19 protein-coding genes, 1 tRNA gene and 1 riboswitch are annotated in these 18961 nt (G+C 33.1%); of the genes, 10 read left to right on the top strand and 10 right to left on the bottom strand.

Features of this window, described 5'->3' with window-relative positions; all coding sequences use genetic code 11:
* Positions 1-87 precede the first annotated feature (87 nt).
* Positions 88-927, bottom strand: a complete 840-nt coding sequence (locus BUA82_RS15315) for an AraC family transcriptional regulator (RefSeq protein ID WP_083599991.1) — start codon at positions 925-927, stop codon at positions 88-90.
* A gap of 171 nt (positions 928-1098) precedes the next feature.
* On the opposite strand from BUA82_RS15315, the gene BUA82_RS15320 reads away from it, so the two are divergent.
* The 3 genes from BUA82_RS15320 (at position 1099) to BUA82_RS15330 (ending at position 4196) form a co-directional block, all read left to right on the top strand.
* Positions 1099-2556: a UDP-N-acetylmuramoyl-L-alanyl-D-glutamate--2,6-diaminopimelate ligase gene (locus tag BUA82_RS15320; RefSeq protein WP_073010186.1), complete on the top strand. Its 1458-nt coding sequence runs from the start codon at positions 1099-1101 to the stop codon at positions 2554-2556.
* 100 nt (positions 2557-2656) lie between these two features.
* Positions 2657-3946 carry a dicarboxylate/amino acid:cation symporter gene (locus BUA82_RS15325; RefSeq protein WP_073010189.1) on the top strand — a complete coding sequence of 430 codons (1290 nt, stop codon included), beginning with the start codon at positions 2657-2659 and terminating at the stop codon, positions 3944-3946.
* 176 nt (positions 3947-4122) lie between these two features.
* Positions 4123-4196 (top strand) — tRNA-Gly (locus tag BUA82_RS15330).
* Positions 4197-4311: 115 nt separating this feature from the next.
* On the opposite strand, the gene BUA82_RS15335 is transcribed toward BUA82_RS15330, so the two are convergent.
* The 4 genes from BUA82_RS15335 to BUA82_RS15350 form a co-directional block, all read right to left on the bottom strand.
* Positions 4312-4821: a hypothetical protein gene (locus BUA82_RS15335; protein WP_073010192.1), complete on the bottom strand. Its 510-nt coding sequence runs from the start codon at positions 4819-4821 to the stop codon at positions 4312-4314.
* A 226-nt stretch (positions 4822-5047) separates the two neighbouring features.
* Positions 5048-5995, bottom strand: a complete 948-nt coding sequence (locus tag BUA82_RS15340) for an anti sigma factor C-terminal domain-containing protein (RefSeq protein WP_073010196.1) — start codon at positions 5993-5995, stop codon at positions 5048-5050.
* Complete coding sequence (locus BUA82_RS15345; protein ID WP_073010199.1) at positions 5988-6494, bottom strand: RNA polymerase sigma factor; 507 nt, start codon at positions 6492-6494, stop codon at positions 5988-5990. The genes BUA82_RS15340 and BUA82_RS15345 overlap by 8 nt, the downstream gene beginning before the upstream one ends.
* 328 nt (positions 6495-6822) lie before the next feature.
* The gene (locus BUA82_RS15350) at positions 6823-7410 is read right to left on the bottom strand and encodes a nucleotidyltransferase family protein (protein ID WP_073010203.1); all 588 of its coding nucleotides are present in this window, start codon (positions 7408-7410) and stop codon (positions 6823-6825) included.
* A 186-nt stretch (positions 7411-7596) separates the two neighbouring features.
* A riboswitch (Lysine riboswitch) is annotated at positions 7597-7778 on the top strand.
* A 169-nt stretch (positions 7779-7947) separates the two neighbouring features.
* Between BUA82_RS15350 and BUA82_RS15355 the strand changes: the two genes are divergently transcribed.
* Genes BUA82_RS15355 through BUA82_RS15365 form a run of 3 tightly spaced genes read left to right on the top strand, consistent with a single transcriptional unit; the run spans position 7948 to position 10362 of the window.
* Complete coding sequence (locus BUA82_RS15355) at positions 7948-8778, top strand: transporter substrate-binding domain-containing protein (protein ID WP_073010206.1); 831 nt, start codon at positions 7948-7950, stop codon at positions 8776-8778.
* A gap of 55 nt (positions 8779-8833) precedes the next feature.
* Positions 8834-9601, top strand: a complete 768-nt coding sequence (locus tag BUA82_RS15360; protein WP_073010209.1) for an amino acid ABC transporter permease — start codon at positions 8834-8836, stop codon at positions 9599-9601.
* Between the two features lie 17 nt (positions 9602-9618).
* Positions 9619-10362, top strand: a complete 744-nt coding sequence (locus BUA82_RS15365; RefSeq protein ID WP_073010213.1) for an amino acid ABC transporter ATP-binding protein — start codon at positions 9619-9621, stop codon at positions 10360-10362.
* Between the two features lie 92 nt (positions 10363-10454).
* Here the strand turns inward: BUA82_RS15365 and BUA82_RS15370 are convergent, their stop codons facing one another.
* The 4 genes from BUA82_RS15370 to BUA82_RS15385 all read right to left on the bottom strand — a co-directional run bounded on the left by BUA82_RS15370 (position 10455) and on the right by BUA82_RS15385 (position 13456).
* Positions 10455-11384: a DUF4097 family beta strand repeat-containing protein gene (locus tag BUA82_RS15370; RefSeq protein WP_073010216.1), complete on the bottom strand. Its 930-nt coding sequence runs from the start codon at positions 11382-11384 to the stop codon at positions 10455-10457.
* Positions 11381-12043, bottom strand: a complete 663-nt coding sequence (locus BUA82_RS15375) for a permease prefix domain 1-containing protein (RefSeq protein ID WP_073010219.1) — start codon at positions 12041-12043, stop codon at positions 11381-11383. Before BUA82_RS15375 ends, BUA82_RS15370 begins: the two co-directional genes overlap by 4 nt.
* Before the next feature lie 13 nt (positions 12044-12056).
* On the bottom strand, positions 12057-12377 hold the full coding sequence (locus BUA82_RS15380; protein WP_073010222.1) for a PadR family transcriptional regulator: 321 nt from the start codon (positions 12375-12377) through the stop codon (positions 12057-12059).
* A 260-nt stretch (positions 12378-12637) separates the two neighbouring features.
* Positions 12638-13456: a class I SAM-dependent methyltransferase gene (locus tag BUA82_RS15385; protein ID WP_207650309.1), complete on the bottom strand. Its 819-nt coding sequence runs from the start codon at positions 13454-13456 to the stop codon at positions 12638-12640.
* Between the two features lie 744 nt (positions 13457-14200).
* On the opposite strand from BUA82_RS15385, the gene BUA82_RS15390 reads away from it, so the two are divergent.
* On the top strand, positions 14201-14827 hold the full coding sequence (locus tag BUA82_RS15390) for an SIMPL domain-containing protein (protein ID WP_178140747.1): 627 nt from the start codon (positions 14201-14203) through the stop codon (positions 14825-14827).
* A 50-nt stretch (positions 14828-14877) separates the two neighbouring features.
* On the opposite strand, the gene BUA82_RS15395 is transcribed toward BUA82_RS15390, so the two are convergent.
* Positions 14878-15780 (bottom strand): GNAT family N-acetyltransferase, encoded by a 903-nt coding sequence (locus BUA82_RS15395; protein WP_073010226.1) that lies wholly within the window; start codon positions 15778-15780, stop codon positions 14878-14880.
* A gap of 383 nt (positions 15781-16163) precedes the next feature.
* Here BUA82_RS15395 and BUA82_RS15400 point away from each other — a divergent pair, with 383 nt between their 5' ends.
* The 3 genes from BUA82_RS15400 to BUA82_RS15410 all read left to right on the top strand — a co-directional run bounded on the left by BUA82_RS15400 (position 16164) and on the right by BUA82_RS15410 (position 18951).
* Positions 16164-16994, top strand: a complete 831-nt coding sequence (locus tag BUA82_RS15400; protein ID WP_073010601.1) for a hydrogenase small subunit — start codon at positions 16164-16166, stop codon at positions 16992-16994.
* Between the two features lie 80 nt (positions 16995-17074).
* Complete coding sequence (locus BUA82_RS15405) at positions 17075-18481, top strand: nickel-dependent hydrogenase large subunit (protein WP_073010229.1); 1407 nt, start codon at positions 17075-17077, stop codon at positions 18479-18481.
* Complete coding sequence (locus BUA82_RS15410; protein ID WP_073010232.1) at positions 18478-18951, top strand: hydrogenase maturation protease; 474 nt, start codon at positions 18478-18480, stop codon at positions 18949-18951. Before BUA82_RS15405 ends, BUA82_RS15410 begins: the two co-directional genes overlap by 4 nt.
* The last annotated feature ends 10 nt before the right edge of the window (positions 18952-18961 follow it).

Raw genomic sequence — 18961 nt, forward strand, 5'->3', positions numbered from 1 at the left:
ATGATTCCATAAAATGTCACCACCCCTGGGGTGCTTCCAGGAAAAAGGAAGCAACCCAGGGGTGGTGACATTTATTGCCACATATTATTAAATATCCATATCTTCAATATTTCCATTTTCGGTGTTTTGGAGGTTATGATAGTATTCTCTGGGGGACATGGAGAAGTTCTTTTTGAAGGCACGGACAAAACTAGAGTAATCTCCGAAACCCGTGTTGGTAGCCACCTGAGTCATGGGGTACCCTTGGCGGATAAGGGCTTTAGCTAGTATTAGTCGTTTTTGAATTATATAGCTATAGATGGAGCTTCCAGTTTCTTGTTTAAACTTATGCATCAGGTAATACCTACTCATAAAAAATTTAGAGGATATGTCCTCTATAGAAAGATCCCCTGCTAAATTTGCATTTATATAGTTAATGATGGAACTGATATTTTTATCATACTCTATACCCTTTTCTTCTTTTGAGTTCTTACTTTCTAAAAAAAGCCTGTTGAGCATTATTATAAACTGTATAAATAGTGCATTTTTAAGAATATCATGGCCAAAGTCTTTACCTTTTCTCGCTAGTTCTAGATTGTTTAATAGTCCCCGCACAGCTAATATCTTTTCTTTATTTAATCTCAATAGGTGATATTCTTCTTGAGACGCTTTGGAAAAGCATGATAAGAGATCGCTTTCTTTGGAGCTGCTCTTTTCAAGAAAATCTGGATAAACCCAAAGCACCATCCTTTCATATACCTCACTGGCATCTATAACAGGCTTATGAATTTCCGTATTCCCTATGAGGAGTATATCCCAAGGTTCAAGCTTATAGGCCTTTCCTTCAATATGATAAGTTACCTTACCAGAAATAAACACCACTATCTTATGGAAATCATGATGATGATAATCAAACTCCATACTTTTTTGATCCTTTATATGAAACATCTCAAAATCACTTTTTAGATATCCTCGTTTATTACTCTCCACGTTCTCACCTACTTTACTGTAATTTCTGAATTCTCATTAATATTATAGCACTTTTTACAATGTTTAAAGCATTATTAACAATATATATAGTAAATATTGTGGATATACTGTTATTAGGAGGGATCGAATATGAAACTTAAACAACTTTTAAACAACATTAACTATGAACTAATTCAAGGATCTGATGAAACTGAAATTAAAAATATTAGCTGGGACTCAAGAAATGTAGGTGAAGACTCTTTATTTATCTGCGTTAAGGGTAAAAATGTAGATAGACATGATTATGCTCTTACAGCTGTAGAAAAAGGTGCCATAGCTCTTGTTATCCAGCATGAAGTAGAAAATATTCCAGAAGGTATAGCTGTAATAAAAGTAGAAGACTCTCAAGCTTCCATGGCTGTAATTGCCAGTGAATTTTATAATCATCCTTCAAGGAAATTCAATTTAGTGGGAATTACAGGCACTAACGGTAAAACCTCTACCTCATACTTTATTTCAGAAATACTAGAAAGTCTAGGGAAAAATGTGGGTGTTATAGGTACCATTGAAAATAAAATCGGCAATCAATCTTTAAATGTGGAGAAGAAAAATCCTACTACACCAGACTCTTTAGACCTTCAGTCATCCTTTAACGAGATGGTTAAAAACGGTGTAACAGATGTGGTTATGGAAGTAACTTCCATTGGACTTGATCATCATAGGGTGGATGAATGTGATTTCAATATCGGAGTGTTTACAAACCTCACCCAAGACCATTTAGATGAACACGGCACCATGGAAAATTATAGGGATGCAAAAATAAAACTTTTCAAAATGTGTAAAAAAGGAATTATAAATGTTGACGATCCTTATGCACAAGATTTTATAAAGGCAGCCACCTGTGAAGTGCTTACTTACGGAATTGATAAAGAGGCTGATTATAAGGCAGAAGATATAGTTTATTCCTTAGAAGGAGTTAAATTTACACTAAACTATCATGGTGAAAAGAAAGCTATAGATCTTAAGATACCTGGAAAATTCAGTGTATATAATGCTTTGGCAGCCATAGGTTCTTGCCACTCACTAGGATTATCCTTAGAGGATATAGCTAAAGGTATCTCTTTTATCCATACCGTAAGAGGAAGATTTGAAACTGTACCAAACTCCAAGGGATATATGGTAGTAGTAGATTATGCCCATACTCCTGATGGATTAGAAAATATACTAAGCTCCGTAAGGGCCTTAACTGATAAAAAAGTAATATCAGTATTTGGCTGCGGTGGAGATAGAGATAGGACAAAGAGACCTGTTATGGGCGAAATTGCAGGAAAACTATCAGATTACTGCATCATCACCTCTGATAACCCAAGGACAGAAGACCCTGAAAGCATACTTAAAGATGTGGAAGAAGGTATTAAGAAAACTAATTGCTCTTATGAAATGGAAGTAGACAGAAAACATGGTATCTATTCTGCACTAAGTAAAGCACAACCAGGAGACATCATAGTAATTGCAGGAAAAGGACATGAAACCTATCAGATATTTAAAGATAAGACAATACACTTTGACGACGTAGAAGTGGCAAAAGAATTTTTACAAAAACAATAGAAATTGACTTATTAATGATTTCAAAAATCGTGAAGCTTATATAAATAAAAAATAGTGTAAATAAACTTTACACTATCCATTCTATGAAAGGAGTGAAAATATGAAAGCTTTTTGGAATTCTTATAAATCTTCATTAATATTACTAGCCTCCATTTTAACGGGTGGCATTTTAGGAATGATTCTTGGTCCTAAAGCAGTGGTGGTGGAGCCTCTAGGTACTTTGTTTATAAATCTTATGTTTATGATAATAGTGCCTTTAGTATTTTTCAGTGTTAGCTCTGCCATAGCTAATATGAGCGGTATGAAAAGATTGGGTAAAATCATGGGAAATACTTTCCTTGTTTTTACACTTACAGCCCTCACAGCTGCTGTTATAGGACTTCTAGGAGCTGTAATAGCAAACCCCACTAAAGGATTAAATGCTTCAGCTTTTAGTACCCTTATGGCTAAAACTGCAGAAGCTACAACAAAAGCTGAGAATGTAACGTTACTTGGACAACTAGTAAAAACTTTCACAGTTTCAGACTTCTCCATGTTATTTTCAAAAAGTAATATGCTTCAGCTCATAGTATTTTCAATATTATTGGGAGTTTCCACAGCCTTAGTAGGTGAAAAAGGAAAACCTGTAGCCAAGTTCCTATCCTCAGCCTCTTCAGTAATGATGAAAATAGTAGAAATAATAATGTATTATGCCCCTATAGGCTTAGGCTGCTATTTTGCCTCAGTGATAGGACAGCTTGGCACACAAATCCTTCAAGGCTATGCTAAAGTATTTGTATTATACCTAGTTCTAACTGTAATATACTACTTTGGTTTCTTTACACTATACGCTTTTATAGCTGGTGGAAAGCAAGGTATAAAAAATTTCTGGAGAAACTCAGTGGCGCCTTCAGTAACGGCTCTAGCCACTTGCTCCAGCGCTGCTTGTATACCAGTAAATCTTGAATATAGTAAGAGGATGGGTGTACCTGATGATATAGCTGAAACAGTAATTCCTCTAGGTGCCAATACTCATAAAGATGGTTCCGTATTTGGAGGAGTTATGAAGATAACTTTCATCTTTGGATTGTTTGGTAGAAATATGGCTGATCCAAAAGCACTTCTAGGAATATTAGTAGTATCCTTCTTAGTAGGTGCAGTAATGGGAGCTATACCTAACGGCGGCATGATAGGTGAAATGCTTATACTCAGCGTTTACGGTTTCCCACCAGAAGTACTCCCTATTATAGCTGTAATAAGTACTATCATAGATGCTCCTGCCACCTTATTAAACTCTACCGGAAATACAGTTTGTTCTATGATGGTGGCCAGACTAGTAGAAGGAAAAGATTGGCTAAAACATGCTATTGAACCGGAAAAGAAAAAAGATTTAAATCCTATAAGAGGATAATTAGTATAAGGGATATGGAGGCAGATTCCCCCTAAAAGTTTTTAAGTGTATAAAAATCCAGTACTACCCCCAAGTACTAACCCAGGAGTTAAAATTAACATCACTAAAAAATTTGCCTCCCCCTTGTTTATTTTACAAAGTAGTGCTACAATATAGTATGTAAATAAATCCCACATGCAGGTATGATTCAATGGCAGAATGTCGCCTTCCCAAGGCGAACGTGAGGGTTCGATTCCCTTTACCTGCTCCATAAGAAATTTGGTGAAAAAGTAAATCCACTATTTAGATTACTAAATCAATAATCTAAATAGTGGATTTACTTTTATATGCTTTTCATAAAAGGCATATATCATATTATAAAATTATCATTGGAATATGGAAATTATCTTATCCTCATTCATGCCAACAAATTCATCAATTCTATAATCTATAACCTTTTTATCCTTTACCACTAAATATAGCGCTGAAGACTCTTCTCCCTTTAATATATATATATATCTTTTATTGTTAAAATCCCTTTCTGACCCTTTCCTTGTATAAGAAAGTTCATAAGTTGGTATACCTAGCTTAGCCATGATAAATTCTTCGCTTTTACCAACAAAATCATCCTTACAGGACTTATCATACTTTGATATATAATTAGCCATAGCTTTTCTATCTAATGAGCTGTTATTTTCCTTTGATATATAAATATTTTCTATAACCTTTTCTTCAGCTTTATTATCTGATTTTTTATTATTATCATTATTATTTTTATCCTGCTGAGATTGTGATGACGCTATATCGTTATTCCCCTGCAATTCTTTAGGTTTAGTTGCGCACCCCGCTAAAGTTAATGCTATAAATAAAGTTATCGGTAATATAATTTTTTTCATGTATCATCCCTGCCTTTTAATTAAAGTTAATATCTTTTTAAAGTTATAAGCTGTATTTTAATAGTAAATAACTATCTAAATTTCCCATTTTGACTTAATTAAAAATAATTAGTATAAAAAACAATTAGTATAAAATTTTTTTCTCTATACCATATAATTATACGTAAAAAAACCTAAAATAGTCAAAAAAATGTGTGGTTACACTTATTTACATTTTATCAAAACCTTAATATTTATCCGTAAATACACCTACGCTTATTGCTTTAATGTGTGGGTTGTCCTTAAGTGCTTTCAGCTGTTCCTTATTTCCTTGAACTATAAAGCCAAGCACCGGTACATCCCCTGGGTCTTCATAGTTTTTGGCTTTTTGTATATTATAAATATCCTCATATCTTTTAATTCCACTATCCTTCATATTGTGCATAAGTTCTTTATAATTAAACTTAAAGTCGTAGGAAGAATAGTTTACCCTTATTGTTAATATTTCGTCTTCTCTAATAAAGCATGCACTAGAGTCATAATCCTTAACCATTTTTTTATACTCACTAATCTCATCTTCTTTGAAAGCATCTATCCAATACCAAGCTTCATTAACTTTAGGAAGCATATCAAATACTTCCAGTGGCTTATAAGCTTTATCTAATGAGACCCCTACCTCTATTATTTTATCATCTGGAAGCTTATCAAATAGCTCCCAATCATTTCTGTATTCTTTATATTGAATCTCAGGATGAAAAAACATCATTTTTCTATAACCATACTCCCAATTATCATTTGGCCATTTACCTAAATTTCTAAAACCATTTGCGTACACTGTAAAGATGTTCCTAGGGAACTTTCCAAAAACCATAACCTTATCTTCTAATATTACTGATTTATTACCAATTCTTTTAGATATTCTGTAGGTTCCATCCCCTCCCATGAATCCTATGTTTAAAAACATTCTGCTAACATATCCATTGGGTATAGATAATTCTACCAAATTATTTATTTCATTAGATTTTTTAAATGCCATTTTGTTAGTAATTTTATTATTAGCTGTAATGCCTGTTACCACCACAAATACAGCCACAAGCATAGATATTAATATAATTTTAATACTAGATTTTCTTTTAGCTTTTTTAAGAGCTTTCTCTAATTTACTGTCATTGAACATATCATCCAAATTATTCATAAATATCCCTCCAATTCCTTTTAAATTCATTTCTTGCTCTGTATAAATAGGTTTTAATAGTATCTTCTGATATACCAATAAGTCTTGATATCTCCTTATAGCTAAGCTCCATATCATATTTAAATATTAAGAGCGTTCTATATTCATCTTTTAGGCTTTCTAAACATGATCTTATTTCTTTAGAGTTTTCTTTTGATAGCATAAATTCTAAGATATCTACATCATTAGATAGATTTTCTAAAAAATGATTTTCATCAATATTTACTTGTCTTATCCTATTCTCTCTCTTTTTACTGTTTCTAAAGTTGTTAAGAGCTACAGTAAAAAGCCAAGAACTCAGTTTTTCTGATGAAATTCCATCCATATATTCAATTGCTTTCACAAAACTATCTTGAACTATATCCTCTGCTTCTTCCTTGCTGCATCCGCATTTAATTAAATAGCCAAAAATAATTTTTCCCTGACTCTTATACAATTTTAGTAAAATTTCATTGTCCATTTTAACCTCACATATAAAAGCTAATGTCAAACCTTTTACCTAAGATATCCTTTTTTTAATAGCATTATTAATATCAAGAAAACCTAAAACACCTCTAGTACTCTATGGAAACATCTTTTATGCTAGCCTATTAAAACTCATTCTACTAATAAGACAAACGAATTGGTAAAATGTATACAAAAAAATAAAAAAATCTCACTTTTCAATTTTAAATGAGATTTCCTTCTTTCAATGCATTTTACATAATATGTAACCACCCCAGGGGTGCCCCCATAAAATGGGAGCGCCTCTGGGGTAGTTACATTTATTTACATTTCATTCACAAAAATTATAACATCATAAAAGCTTTTATTCTTTTTTCCACCTTATAAGGCAGCGGCTGGTTTAAAGTTCTTTTTAAGATGTCCACCCTACACGTTCCTTTTGCTTTTAGGTAATCTTCTATAAGTTGCACTTTATTTTCTCTGCCAGGAATCAGCTGGTATATAACATACCAATCTTCCAAGGTGGTAAAAGGAAGTGTAATATAGTCTAGGTTAAATTCTCCACTAGGATCATTACCAATGTCATTTCCCTTTGCAAAAACTAGGGAATCTTTATGAAAAGCATATTCATACCTTCCTTCCTCATGATTTATTGTTAATCCTGCCATAACATCTATGTCCACACCTTGAAGCTCGTATTCGTAAAAATATTTTGTGGAGTATGTTTTAATGGGATTTAAGGGTTTCTTTTCCCCCATTTCCTTTAAGATACTATCTACTTTCTCAATATCTTTTATCTCTACCAATATATCAATATCATTAGGCATAGATACTAGTCCATAATGATGGAGCATTACAGAAGCTCCTATTCCCCAGGTAATATTTTCTTTGTTTAATTTATCTGCTACCATGCTTAATACTTTAAATAACATTGATGCCTCCGTATAAATATTTAATAATTTTTTTTAATGCTTTACATCGCTGATAATTCTAGTATATTCATCTATTATATTAACATAATCCATGTCCACATTAGCAACTTTTTTTGAAACAAGCTTGACAAATATATTTTCTTGTTGTAGATTAGATTTAACAATTTAATAAGACCTCACTTTTACTAGTGAGGTAGAGGCGCGATATTTAACAGTCCTTAGAGGAGTTTGAGAAACTGTGATACTAGGGAGAAGGAAATGTCGCCGAAGCTTATAATATTCTCAGTATTATTTGCTGGGTCTGCAGTTAAGAGCTGCAGGACTGTCTCAATAAACGTCCCGGTTTATTGAGTTGTGCTATCTCATTTGGGGAAGAAGAGGTATTGGTTTAATTACTATTTTAAAACCTTGGCTTGCCTTAGGTTTTTTTTATTTGCCAAAAAACCTAAAAATGAAAAAATCCCTTATAGTGAATAGCAAATTGTACAATTGTATAAAATATCATATTAACTTAAGACTAAAGGAGGAAAATTAATTATGAGAAAAAAAGTAGCAATACTATTATCAATGGTTTTATCAAGTGCAATGTTATTTTCAGCATGTGGAAAAGGTGATAATGCAAAGACTTCAAAGGAAGATACCTTTAAAGTAGGATTAGAAGCTGGATATGCACCCTTTAACTGGACTCAAAAGGATAGTTCCAATGGTGCTGTTAAAATAGAGGGTAGTTCAGAATATGCCGGTGGTTATGATATAGAAATTGCAAAAAAAATAGCTGAAGGTTTAGGTAAAAAACTTGTTATTGTGAAAACTGAATGGGATGGTCTTGTACCAGCGGTAACATCAGGTAAAATAGATGCTATTATCGCAGGTATGTCACCTACATCTGAACGTAAAAAGACAATAGACTTTTCAGATAACTACTACAAATCAAATTTAGTAATGGTGGTTAAAAAAGGTGGAAAATATGATGGAGCTGCTTCTCTTCAAGATTTTAATGGAGCAAAAGTAACTGCACAATTAAATACCTTCCACTATTCCGTAATAGATCAAATTCCAGTAGTAAATAAGCAAACAGCCATGGATAATTTCCCTGCCATGAGAGTGGCACTAGAATCTGGTGTAATTGATGCTTATGTATCAGAGCGTCCTGAAGGAATTAGCTCTCAAGAAGCTAACAGCAACTTTAAAATGATAGAACTAAAAGATGGATTTACTACCTCTGAGGAAGATACCTCCATAGCTGTGGGTGTAGCAAAAGGTAGCAATTTAACAGAAAAAATCAATAAAATTTTATCAGGTATATCAGAAGAACAACGTAGCACTATTATGGATAACGCTATTAAGAATCAACCTGCAGCACAGTAGTTTTGAAAAACCCAACCTGTCTTTATACATCGGGTTTCATTAAAGGAGGAAAATCATGAACTTTCAGTGGATAGTAAAAATCGTTTCAAGCAACTGGCAAATGTTCCTTCGTGGGGCAGGTATGACACTATTAATTTCTATTCTAGGTACTATTATAGGCTTTTTAATTGGTCTAGTAGTGGGTGTTATAAGAACCATTCCTATGCCAGAAAGAGGATTTAAGAGAATACTTCTTAAAATTGTAAATGCTATACTTCTTGTTTATATAGAGATATTACGTGGAACACCAATGATTGTACAGGCCATGGTAATTTATTATGGCTCTGCCTTAGCTTTTGGTATAGATATGAATAAATTATTTGCCGCCATATTTATAGTTTCAATAAATACTGGAGCTTATATGTCAGAAATTGTTCGTGGAGGTATAGTATCCATAGATAAGGGGCAATTTGAAGCTGCTGAGGCTATAGGAATGAATCATTTTCAAACTATGCTAAATGTTATATTACCACAAGCCATTCGCAACATATTGCCAGCTACAGGTAATGAATTTGTTATAAACATAAAGGATACATCAGTACTTAACGTAATTTCTGTAACAGAATTATACTTCCAGACAAAGTCTGTAGCAGGAAATAACTTCAGATATTTCGAATCCTTCTTTGTTGCCTGTGTGCTATATTTCGTAATGACTTTTACAGTAACAAGAGTTTTACGTTATATCGAAAAGAGATTAGATGGTCCTAAAGATTATATAATGTATGCTAACCAAATGCAGGTAGCAACACCTGAGGATATCCTGCGCAAAGAAAAAGTATATTAAATGAGGAGGGATAAGAAATGGAAAAAGTAATTGAGGTTCAACACTTAAGCAAAGCCTTTGGAACTCATGAAGTGCTAAAAGACATTGATTTTTCAGTAAACAAAGGAGAAGTAGTTTCCATAATCGGTTCCTCCGGATCTGGAAAATCCACCCTTCTTCGTTGCATTAACCTTTTAGAAAAACCCAGTGGTGGCGAAATTATTTATAATGGGGAAAATATTTTAGATGACAAACATGATATATACTCATACCGCACAAAATTAGGAATGGTTTTTCAGCAATTTAATCTATTTAATAATCACGATGTTTTAAGTAATTGTGTTGTGGGACAAATGAAAGTTTTAAAAAGGTCCAAAGCAGAAGCTGAAAAAGTTGCTATGAAATACCTAAAAATCGTGGGAATGGAACAATATATTAATGCAAAACCTAAGCAGCTATCCGGCGGTCAAAAACAACGTGTGGCCATTGCCAGAGCACTTTCCATGGAACCAGATGTGATGCTCTTTGATGAGCCCACCTCAGCCCTGGACCCAGAAATGGTTGGAGAAGTTCTTAAAGTTATGCAAGACCTAGCTAAATCAGGGCTTACCATGCTAGTGGTGACTCATGAAATGTCCTTTGCAAAGGAAGTATCTCACCGTGTGGTATTTATGGACAAAGGGGTTATTGCCGAGGAAGGAACCCCTCAGCAAATCTTCAACAATCCAACCCAAGAACGTACTCGAGAATTCTTAAAGCGTACATTAAATCCTATATCATGATAAATAAGAATATGTAAAAATATGTAATCACCCCTGGGGTGATTCCATAAAAAGGAATCACCCCAGGGGCGGTTACATTAATTTCCAACCAATTACTTCTTATATATTTTTGCTGAACCTGAAGTAATCTTAATATAAAATTCACTGCTTCCATTCTTGTAACTTACATTTCCGCTTCTATTTTGTGAATCAAAACCGGTAAGGTCAAAATCACTCCTAATACTTCCAGAGGTCTTATTATACTGTAATTTAAAGCCATCATTCTCTGGAATATATATTTTGCTGCTTCCTGAAGTCATTTCTGCATTTATTTTTTCTGGCATCTTATTACATTCTAAGGTTGAGGAGCCGCTGGTGGTGCGAAGGTTAATATTATTAAATTCACCATTTAATTTGATGCTCCCTGAAGTTTGCTTAGAATCAAGGGTTTCTCCTATGATATTGTCCCCTTTAAAACTGCCGCTGGTAAGGTCCACTTTAATGTTCTGCGCTTTAACCTCTTCCATTTTAGTACTGCCTGAGGTTTGCTTTATAGTTAAATTTCTTAGGGTTTGGTTATAAATTTTATTGCTGCCAGAGCTAGAAGTTATAAATAAGTCATTATTATAGTTTTTAGGAATATACACTTCTATATTTTGTGGTGTAAAACCAAATCCAAAGAAGATGATTCTTGGCCTTAACTTCCCATGCTTTACTTCTAAGTTTCCACTGGTGTTGTTTACCGTTATCAGTTCGTCTTTATCTAATTTATCTAAGGCCAGTTGAACTATTTTTATATCTTTTTCATCTGTTTCTTTAATGATGATATTTTCACTTCTAAATTGTAAATTAATGTTTTTAATCCCTTCTAAAGGTACATTATGCTCACTTACCACTGTCATATCAGCACTATCCTGCTTTATTACGCTCCACATGCTTATTCTCCCATTGCCTGATGTAGTCCAATATATTAATAATCCTGTAAGATAAATGGCTACCACAGACCAGATAATTAATTTTAAAACAGATAACTTTTTATTCATTTATCTGACCCCTTTATATCAAAATAAGCTACAATAACCTGTTTAATAGCTGCACCTATTATAAAGATTATCCATGAATAAGCCCAAATACCAAATCCGAAACTAACTATAAAATATATGGCAACTACTATAGACCAAAAGGCAGAGATTACAGATTTTTTCATTTGATTCTGTCTGGTATTTTCTGATTTCCATTCTTTAAATTCTTCCACTATAGTATCATCCTGCTTATTATACCTGGGTCTTGTCATCCCGTTGTATATTAAGAGTCCTGTAGCTATAGCCACCATAACAAACATTACTAATAGAGATAAAACTGATTCTTCACCTGATTCTTCTGACACTATTAATGCTATTGGGCTTAATATATACATCATAACTGCTACAGAAACTAAAAGGGCAGATTTTTTTCTCTCTTTTTGCATATAGTTTGCATCAAAAACATTGCTTTCTTTTAACCCAGCTATTAGCTCATCCACATCACCTATGCTTGCAATAGCAACGGTATATGCTTCACTTTCATTTTGTCCAGAGGCAATAAGATCATTATATTTATCTATAAGGTTTGCTAAAAGTTCCTCCTTAAGTTCATATGCCTTTCTTGTTTTAGGAGCTCCTTCAAAAAGCTTTTCCACATATAATCTTAATTTATCTATCATTCATATTCCTCCATTATATTAATTTATCTATTAAATTCTTAGCATTTTCCCAATCCGCTTTATTTTGTAAATAAGCAGAACGACCTAAATCCGTTATAGCATAATATCGCCTTCGTGCCCCTGTAGTTTCATCCCCCCAATATGAGGTTATTAAACCTGCTTGCTCTAATCTTCTAAAAGCAGTATATAATGTAGCTTCTTTAAGCTCATATTGATTATCTGTTTTCTCTTGAATGGATTTGTTAATTTCATAGCCATAACTATCTTTTTTAATAAGGTGAGAGAGTATAATTGTTTCAGTATGACCCCGAAGTATATCTGAAGTAATAGGCACTAAACCTCCTCCTTTTCTATTATATTCTTAATGTATAATATATAATTCATCTCTATATGTATATATTATTCTTATATACCTCGCCTGTCAAGGTATATCATAGAAATATTTACCTCTATGCTAAATTTTATCTAAAAAGCAAAAATCCATAAGATGTATAAATAAAATGTACCTTAATGTAGACTTTTTATAGTCCTACCCTGTAAAGTACCTTTTACACATCTTATGGATTTCTAATTATTAAAACATAATGCTTTCATTTACACTTTCTTGCACACCACTATCATACTACTACTCTTGGGAGTAAGTTCACGCTTATCCCAGTATCCATATATATTCAGTATCTCAAAACCATACTGCTGTAAAACCCTTCTCATTTCCTGGGGGTATACATATCTCAATGAAATATTAGTTTCTTGGCTTTTTTCTTTAAACGTATCTTCATTATATATTCTTATAGTTTTATAATGCTGAATCTGATTTAGTGCATCATAACTACTTAAAGTATAGAGATCAACTTTTCTATTTTTTTCATCTATATATGACTTCCAGTACTCTTCCTTCTCAGGCTGAAGCAACTCTTCTAAAGAAGGGAATCTAGTATCAAATATGAAAATTCCATTTATATCTAAATAATTACTTACGGACTCAAATAGTTTATCCTGAGATTCATTTGTAAGAAAATGCTGAAAAGAATTTCCTACCATATATATGAATGTACTCTTTATATTTAAATTTAATTCTGTACAATCCTGAAGTATCCATTGAACATAAAGATTTCTTCCCTTAGCTTTCTCTTCAGCTTTTTTGAGCATTTGCTTATTTAAGTCAACGCCAACTACTTCCATTCCTCTTTCAGCCAGCTCCAGCGCTATCCTTCCTGTACCACAGGCCAATTCTATAATTTTACCTTTAGTTTTTTCAGCCCATTCTAATATTAGCCCCAAGTCATCTTTATACATTTCATTTTCACTATCATATAAATCTGGATCCTCATATTCTTCCATATTATTTAAGAATATCTCCTTTGATTCATCACTACCATTATTAGAATTTTTTAATATATCCTTATTATTCACTTATATCCCCTCTTCTCATTATTAATTATCTCTAGTAATTAATATTTTACTTCTTCATGACCTCTTTATCTGCTTCATAAGATTATTAATTGACCTTAGCCATAAGTATTTCATCACTATATTGTCCATTTCTTAAAGCTGAACATTTTAAAATACCCTCTTCTTGAAATCCAAACTTTTTATAAAGATTCCGCGCTCTTGCGTTTTCATAAAATACATAAAGTTCTATTTAGGCTCTTCTGGATAAGAAAGTATATTTTCCATAACCCCTTTCATTTGCCTTATGTTATATATCTCTTCTGCATCCTGTAACTCCACACCTCTTATTTCCACATTCATATTCCTCTTCCCCCTTAGCAAATATAAATATATTTTAACTCCTTTTAATTGCACCGTTTTAAATTTGATTTATGCGTCATGATTTTTATGCTTACTTAATCATTTTATAATTGTTATTTAATACATTTTGTACTAGGAAGTAAATTCCTACAAGGCTTATTAAAATAAACTAAATAACTTGATTTATTTTAATGCATTTATAGCATAAAAGGAATTAACTCATATAATATATGGAGACTCTGATAGAGCTTGATATCTTATAATAACAAATATCCATTTTTTGTCTCTACCCCTGGGGTGCTCCCATAAAATGGGTGCACCCCAGGGGTAGAGACAGGAATTTACATATCAATATATGAAAGGATAATTATTATGATGAATTACCCCTTTTGCAATTATGGAGCTATGAAGGTTAAGGAGGAGGAAGGAAAGATAACAGTTGTAGGAAGTGGAACTGTTCCAGTAATACCAGATACAGCTATTATAAATATTGGAGTTGTAACCGAAGGCTCAAATCTCCAGGAGGTACAGCAAGAAAATGCAGCCACTACCACCAAAGTAGTAAACTCATTATTGTCTTTTAATATCCCTAGAGAGAATATACAGACATCCTTCTATAATATTGAGCCAAGATATGACTATAAGGATGGAACTCAAATTTTTAGAGGTTATAGGGTAACAAATATGCTTACTGTTAAAGTTAAAAGTCTGAATGACATAGGGGCAATAATAGACAGCACTGTAAAAAGTGGAGCTAACAGAATAGATAACATAACCTTTACTGTGGAGAATCCTTCTGCTTTTTACAATGAAGCTTTAAGGTTAGCTGTTAAAAATGCAGAAAACAAAGCTCTTACTATAGCAAATACATTAATGGTTCAATTGATTAAAACTCCTATAAAAGTCACTGAAGAAAGTCCTGTAGTACCCATAAATGAATATTCAATGATAAAAGCCTCCGCTGAAACTCCAGTGCTTCCAGGTCAAATCACTATAACTGCTAAAATTACTGCCATTTATGAGTATGCATAAAAAATAAGAATATCAAGATAATTAGAAAAGTACCATAAGGTCTCTTAACCCTATGGTACTTTAATCATGAGTCCCTTTTCCGCCAGGGAAGTAAATCCTAACTTTTTATAAAATTCTTCAGCATCATTTCCTACAGTAACATTTAATCTTAATGCTGGGTAATTGTTATGAGTTAAATTTAGTACTCTTTTAATCAAATTAGATGCTATTCCTTTTCTTTGATAACCATAATCTACCACCATATCTAGGATATAGGGCAATTCATTCACTAAGCCCACAGTACATGCTGCTATTAACTTATTACTGGATTTATCATAAACTAATGCAGACCAATAATCAGGAACCTTTAAATCCTCTTTATGTTTAAAGTAAATGTCTACGCTATTCAATTGAAAATCATAGGTTTGAGAGGCAATATATTCTACCTTACTTCTACTATAAGTTTCATAATAAAGCTTAGCCATATCTTCAAAATGCTGTTTTTCTGGAATAACGACTTTATATTTTTCATCCCAATACACAGGATATTTATTGGTGGCGCACACCATTAACTTCTCTATTCTACTGAGCTTAAATCCACTATGTTCATAAGCCTCTCTCATGGATAAATTAGCATCTGGAACTATAATCTCTTGTCCACCATCACTCCTGGACTTAACATAATCCACCAATGCCTTAATTAACTCTTCATAGTTATCAAAGGGCGGTATAGTAAATATGCATTTAATGGTATTTGATTTTATAAGTGCTCCGCCAATTCTTTTATTATCTTTTACTATCCAATAAGAAAAATTACTTTTATTATAACGCTGAATTTCCCCTTGAAGGCTTAAAGGCATCCATTCATTAAAGCTGCTTAACCTATAAATTGCATGATGCCTAGCCCAATCCTCGGCATCAGCCTCATAAATGTAATATTCTTCAGAAATGTTAAATACGCTCATAGGAATCATAATATCTCTCCTTAATTAATACTATTTCTAAATGACTATATCCTATGTTACCATCTTAAAAAATAGTGTTGCTAAATATCATATCTACTAAATATCATTGTAAAAAATTCAATATAATAGCATTGTACCATAATATTACATGGCTATAAATGTATTTTTTTCTATTAATAAAATTCTTAACCTACAGAAATATTTCTTACCAATACTATTAATAAGATTTTTAGTTCTATTCTTTACAATAAAATAATACATATATATGTATGGCTTTAGTAAATTTATTAAAGTCTAATAATCTAACATTCTTAAAATTATTTATTAATAAGATTGGAGTGTAGCCTTTGGAAAATATAATTTCCTGCCCATTAATACAAAAAAATAATCATATGGCTATGACTATGGTAGATGAGGCACTAGAAAGCATTAAATCTTCTAAAAAGAAAAAGATAAACGCCCTTTGGATTGAAGCTACCGGCTGCTCAGGAAATATTATTTCACTTTTAGATGCAAAAGATCCAGATATAATCTATATGCTAAATAGAATGGTAAACCTAACCTATAATAACAGCATCATGGCAAAGGAGGGGCAAGACGCTTTTAATGAGTTTATGAAAACTTTAGACACAGAATTTATTTTAATGGTGGATGGTGCTGTAGCTTTAAAAAATAAAGGAAGATATAACATCATAGCAAGGCATAACGGACAAGATATAACCGCTTTAGATGCGATTTTAATGGCTGGCAGTAGAGCAAAATATGTTTTAGCTGTGGGGACATGCGCTTCTCATGGTGGTATTTCTGCTGCCCGCCCTAACCCTGCTGAATGTGTAGATGTGAGTAAAGTGCTGAGCAGAAAAGTTATAAATCTTCCTGGATGTCCATGTAATCCCAGGTGGCTAATAGGTACATTGGCTCATATAATAACAAAAGGAACACCAGAGCTTGATAACTTAAATAGGCCTATACTATTTTATGGCACCACCATCCATGATAGATGTACCCGAAGATCTTTTTTTGATAAAGGTATATTTGCTACTAAATTGGGAGAGGAAAGCTGCATGTTTAAACTTGGCTGCAGAGGCCCTGTTACCCGTACAGATTGTCCAATAGGTCAATGGAATGGACACGTAAATTGGCCTATTGGTAGTAATACTCCTTGCATAGGCTGTGCTCAAGCTTACTTTCCTGATGGCATGGAACCCTTCGTTAACTATTAAGCTTTAAGAGTTTGTAATATGTTCAGCTATGACTTCTGTGGTATTTGCCTTCATTACTATTAATTATTAAGAGGTGGTATATGAGTACAACTATTTCTATAAACCCCATAACCAGAATCAGCGGGTTTTTGCAAATTGACGTGGAGATAGAAAATCATAAGGTAGTAGATGCAAAGAGCAGCGGGTTGCTTTTTAGAGGTTTTGAAAAGATGCTTTTAGGAAGATCTCCCTTGGACGCTATATATTTTACAGAAAGAATTTGCGGAATATGTTCTACTGCCCATTCCGTTACCTCTAGCTTGGCCTTGGAAGACGCCTTTAAAGTAACACCCAAGGAAAATGACCTCAGGATTAGAGATATTATTCACGGACTGGAGTTTATACAAAATCATCTACGTCACTTTTATTTATACACTCTCCCAGATTTTATAGTAACTCCAGATATTCAACCTGTATACTCCCAGGGTAATTACGATCTGAGACTTCCAGATAAGCTCAATAAGACTATATCTTCTCACTATTTAATGGCGGTGGAATATAGCATGCTCGCCCATGAGGCCTTAGCAATATTAGGTGGAAAGGCTCCTCATAATCACGGTATATTTGTAGGCGGAGTTACTGAAAAGCTCAACTCATCAAAATACATTGAAATAAAGTCTATAATAGATAAAATAAAGGATTTCATAGTAAACCATATGATTGAGGATGTTTATACCATATCAAAATATTACAACGATTATTTTAAGATAGGAGCTGGTTATGGCAATCTTATGAGTTATGGATTATTTGATAGTTATTTAAAAAAATCTGTGTACTATGTTTCTCCCAGTACATTAATTAATGGAGAATTGAATAAATTTCATATTGAAAAAATTACAGAAAATATTTATAACTCCTGGTATCAAGGGGAAACTCTTCAAAAGGATATGCAGCTCGAAAACACCGTTGCTGATATGGATAACCCTCAAGGATATACCTTTGTTAAGGCTCCAAGATATGAAGGTTATGCCATGGAAGTAGGGCCTTTGGCTAGAATGATCTTAAGTAAAAACTATGAAAACCAAGTATCTATGATGGATAGAACCATAGCCAGGGTATTAGAAGCTAAAAAAGTAATAGAAACCCTTGAAGATTTACTAGAAGAAACAGCTTATGAAGATATAAACCAAGACATATATGAAATACCTAACAGAGCTTTTGGTGTTGGTGTTACAGACACTACCCGCGGTGCTTTAGGGCATTGGATATCTATTGAAGATAAAAAAATAAGTAACTATAACATAGTTACTCCCAGTGTATGGAACTGCTCCCCCACAGATTCAGAAGGGATAAAAGGGGTAATAGAAAAGGCTTTAATAGGTACAGAGATTCAAAATATCAGTAAACCCGTAGAAATAGGGAGAATAGTAAGATCCTTCGATCCTTGCATCTCCTGCGCCACCCACGTAATTACAGATAGAATGCCTCCCTTGGAGATATTCATATGAGTACTAAGATTATTGCTATAGGCAATAGACTTATGAAAGATGATGGTGTGGCTCTTCATACTGCAGAATATCTAAAGAGTCAATTGGATAACAGCGAAATTGAAGTAATAATAGGAGAAACAGATTTTCAATATTGCCTTAAAAACATTAATCCAGGAGACTATATAATTATTATTGATGCTACTTGCTTTGGAGTAGCTGCTGGCACCATTACAGCCTATCCCATAGAGCTATTCCTTAAAAGTCCAAAGGCACATATAAGTTATTCTCAACATGGATTCAGCCTTTTCAATTTATTAGCCTTCTATAACAATATCAAAGGTATAGTTCTAGGAATAGAAGGTGAAAAGTTCGAATTTGGACTAGATATGAGCTGCAACCTTAAAAGCACCTTTGATAGTGTATGCAAAGAAATACATCAAATAATATTAGATAATATAAAGCCTACTAAATACAAATTACCCTTGTAAAACTTAAATT

Source organism: Clostridium amylolyticum, from assembly GCF_900142075.1.
GTDB lineage: Bacteria > Bacillota > Clostridia > Clostridiales > Clostridiaceae > Clostridium_AA > Clostridium_AA amylolyticum.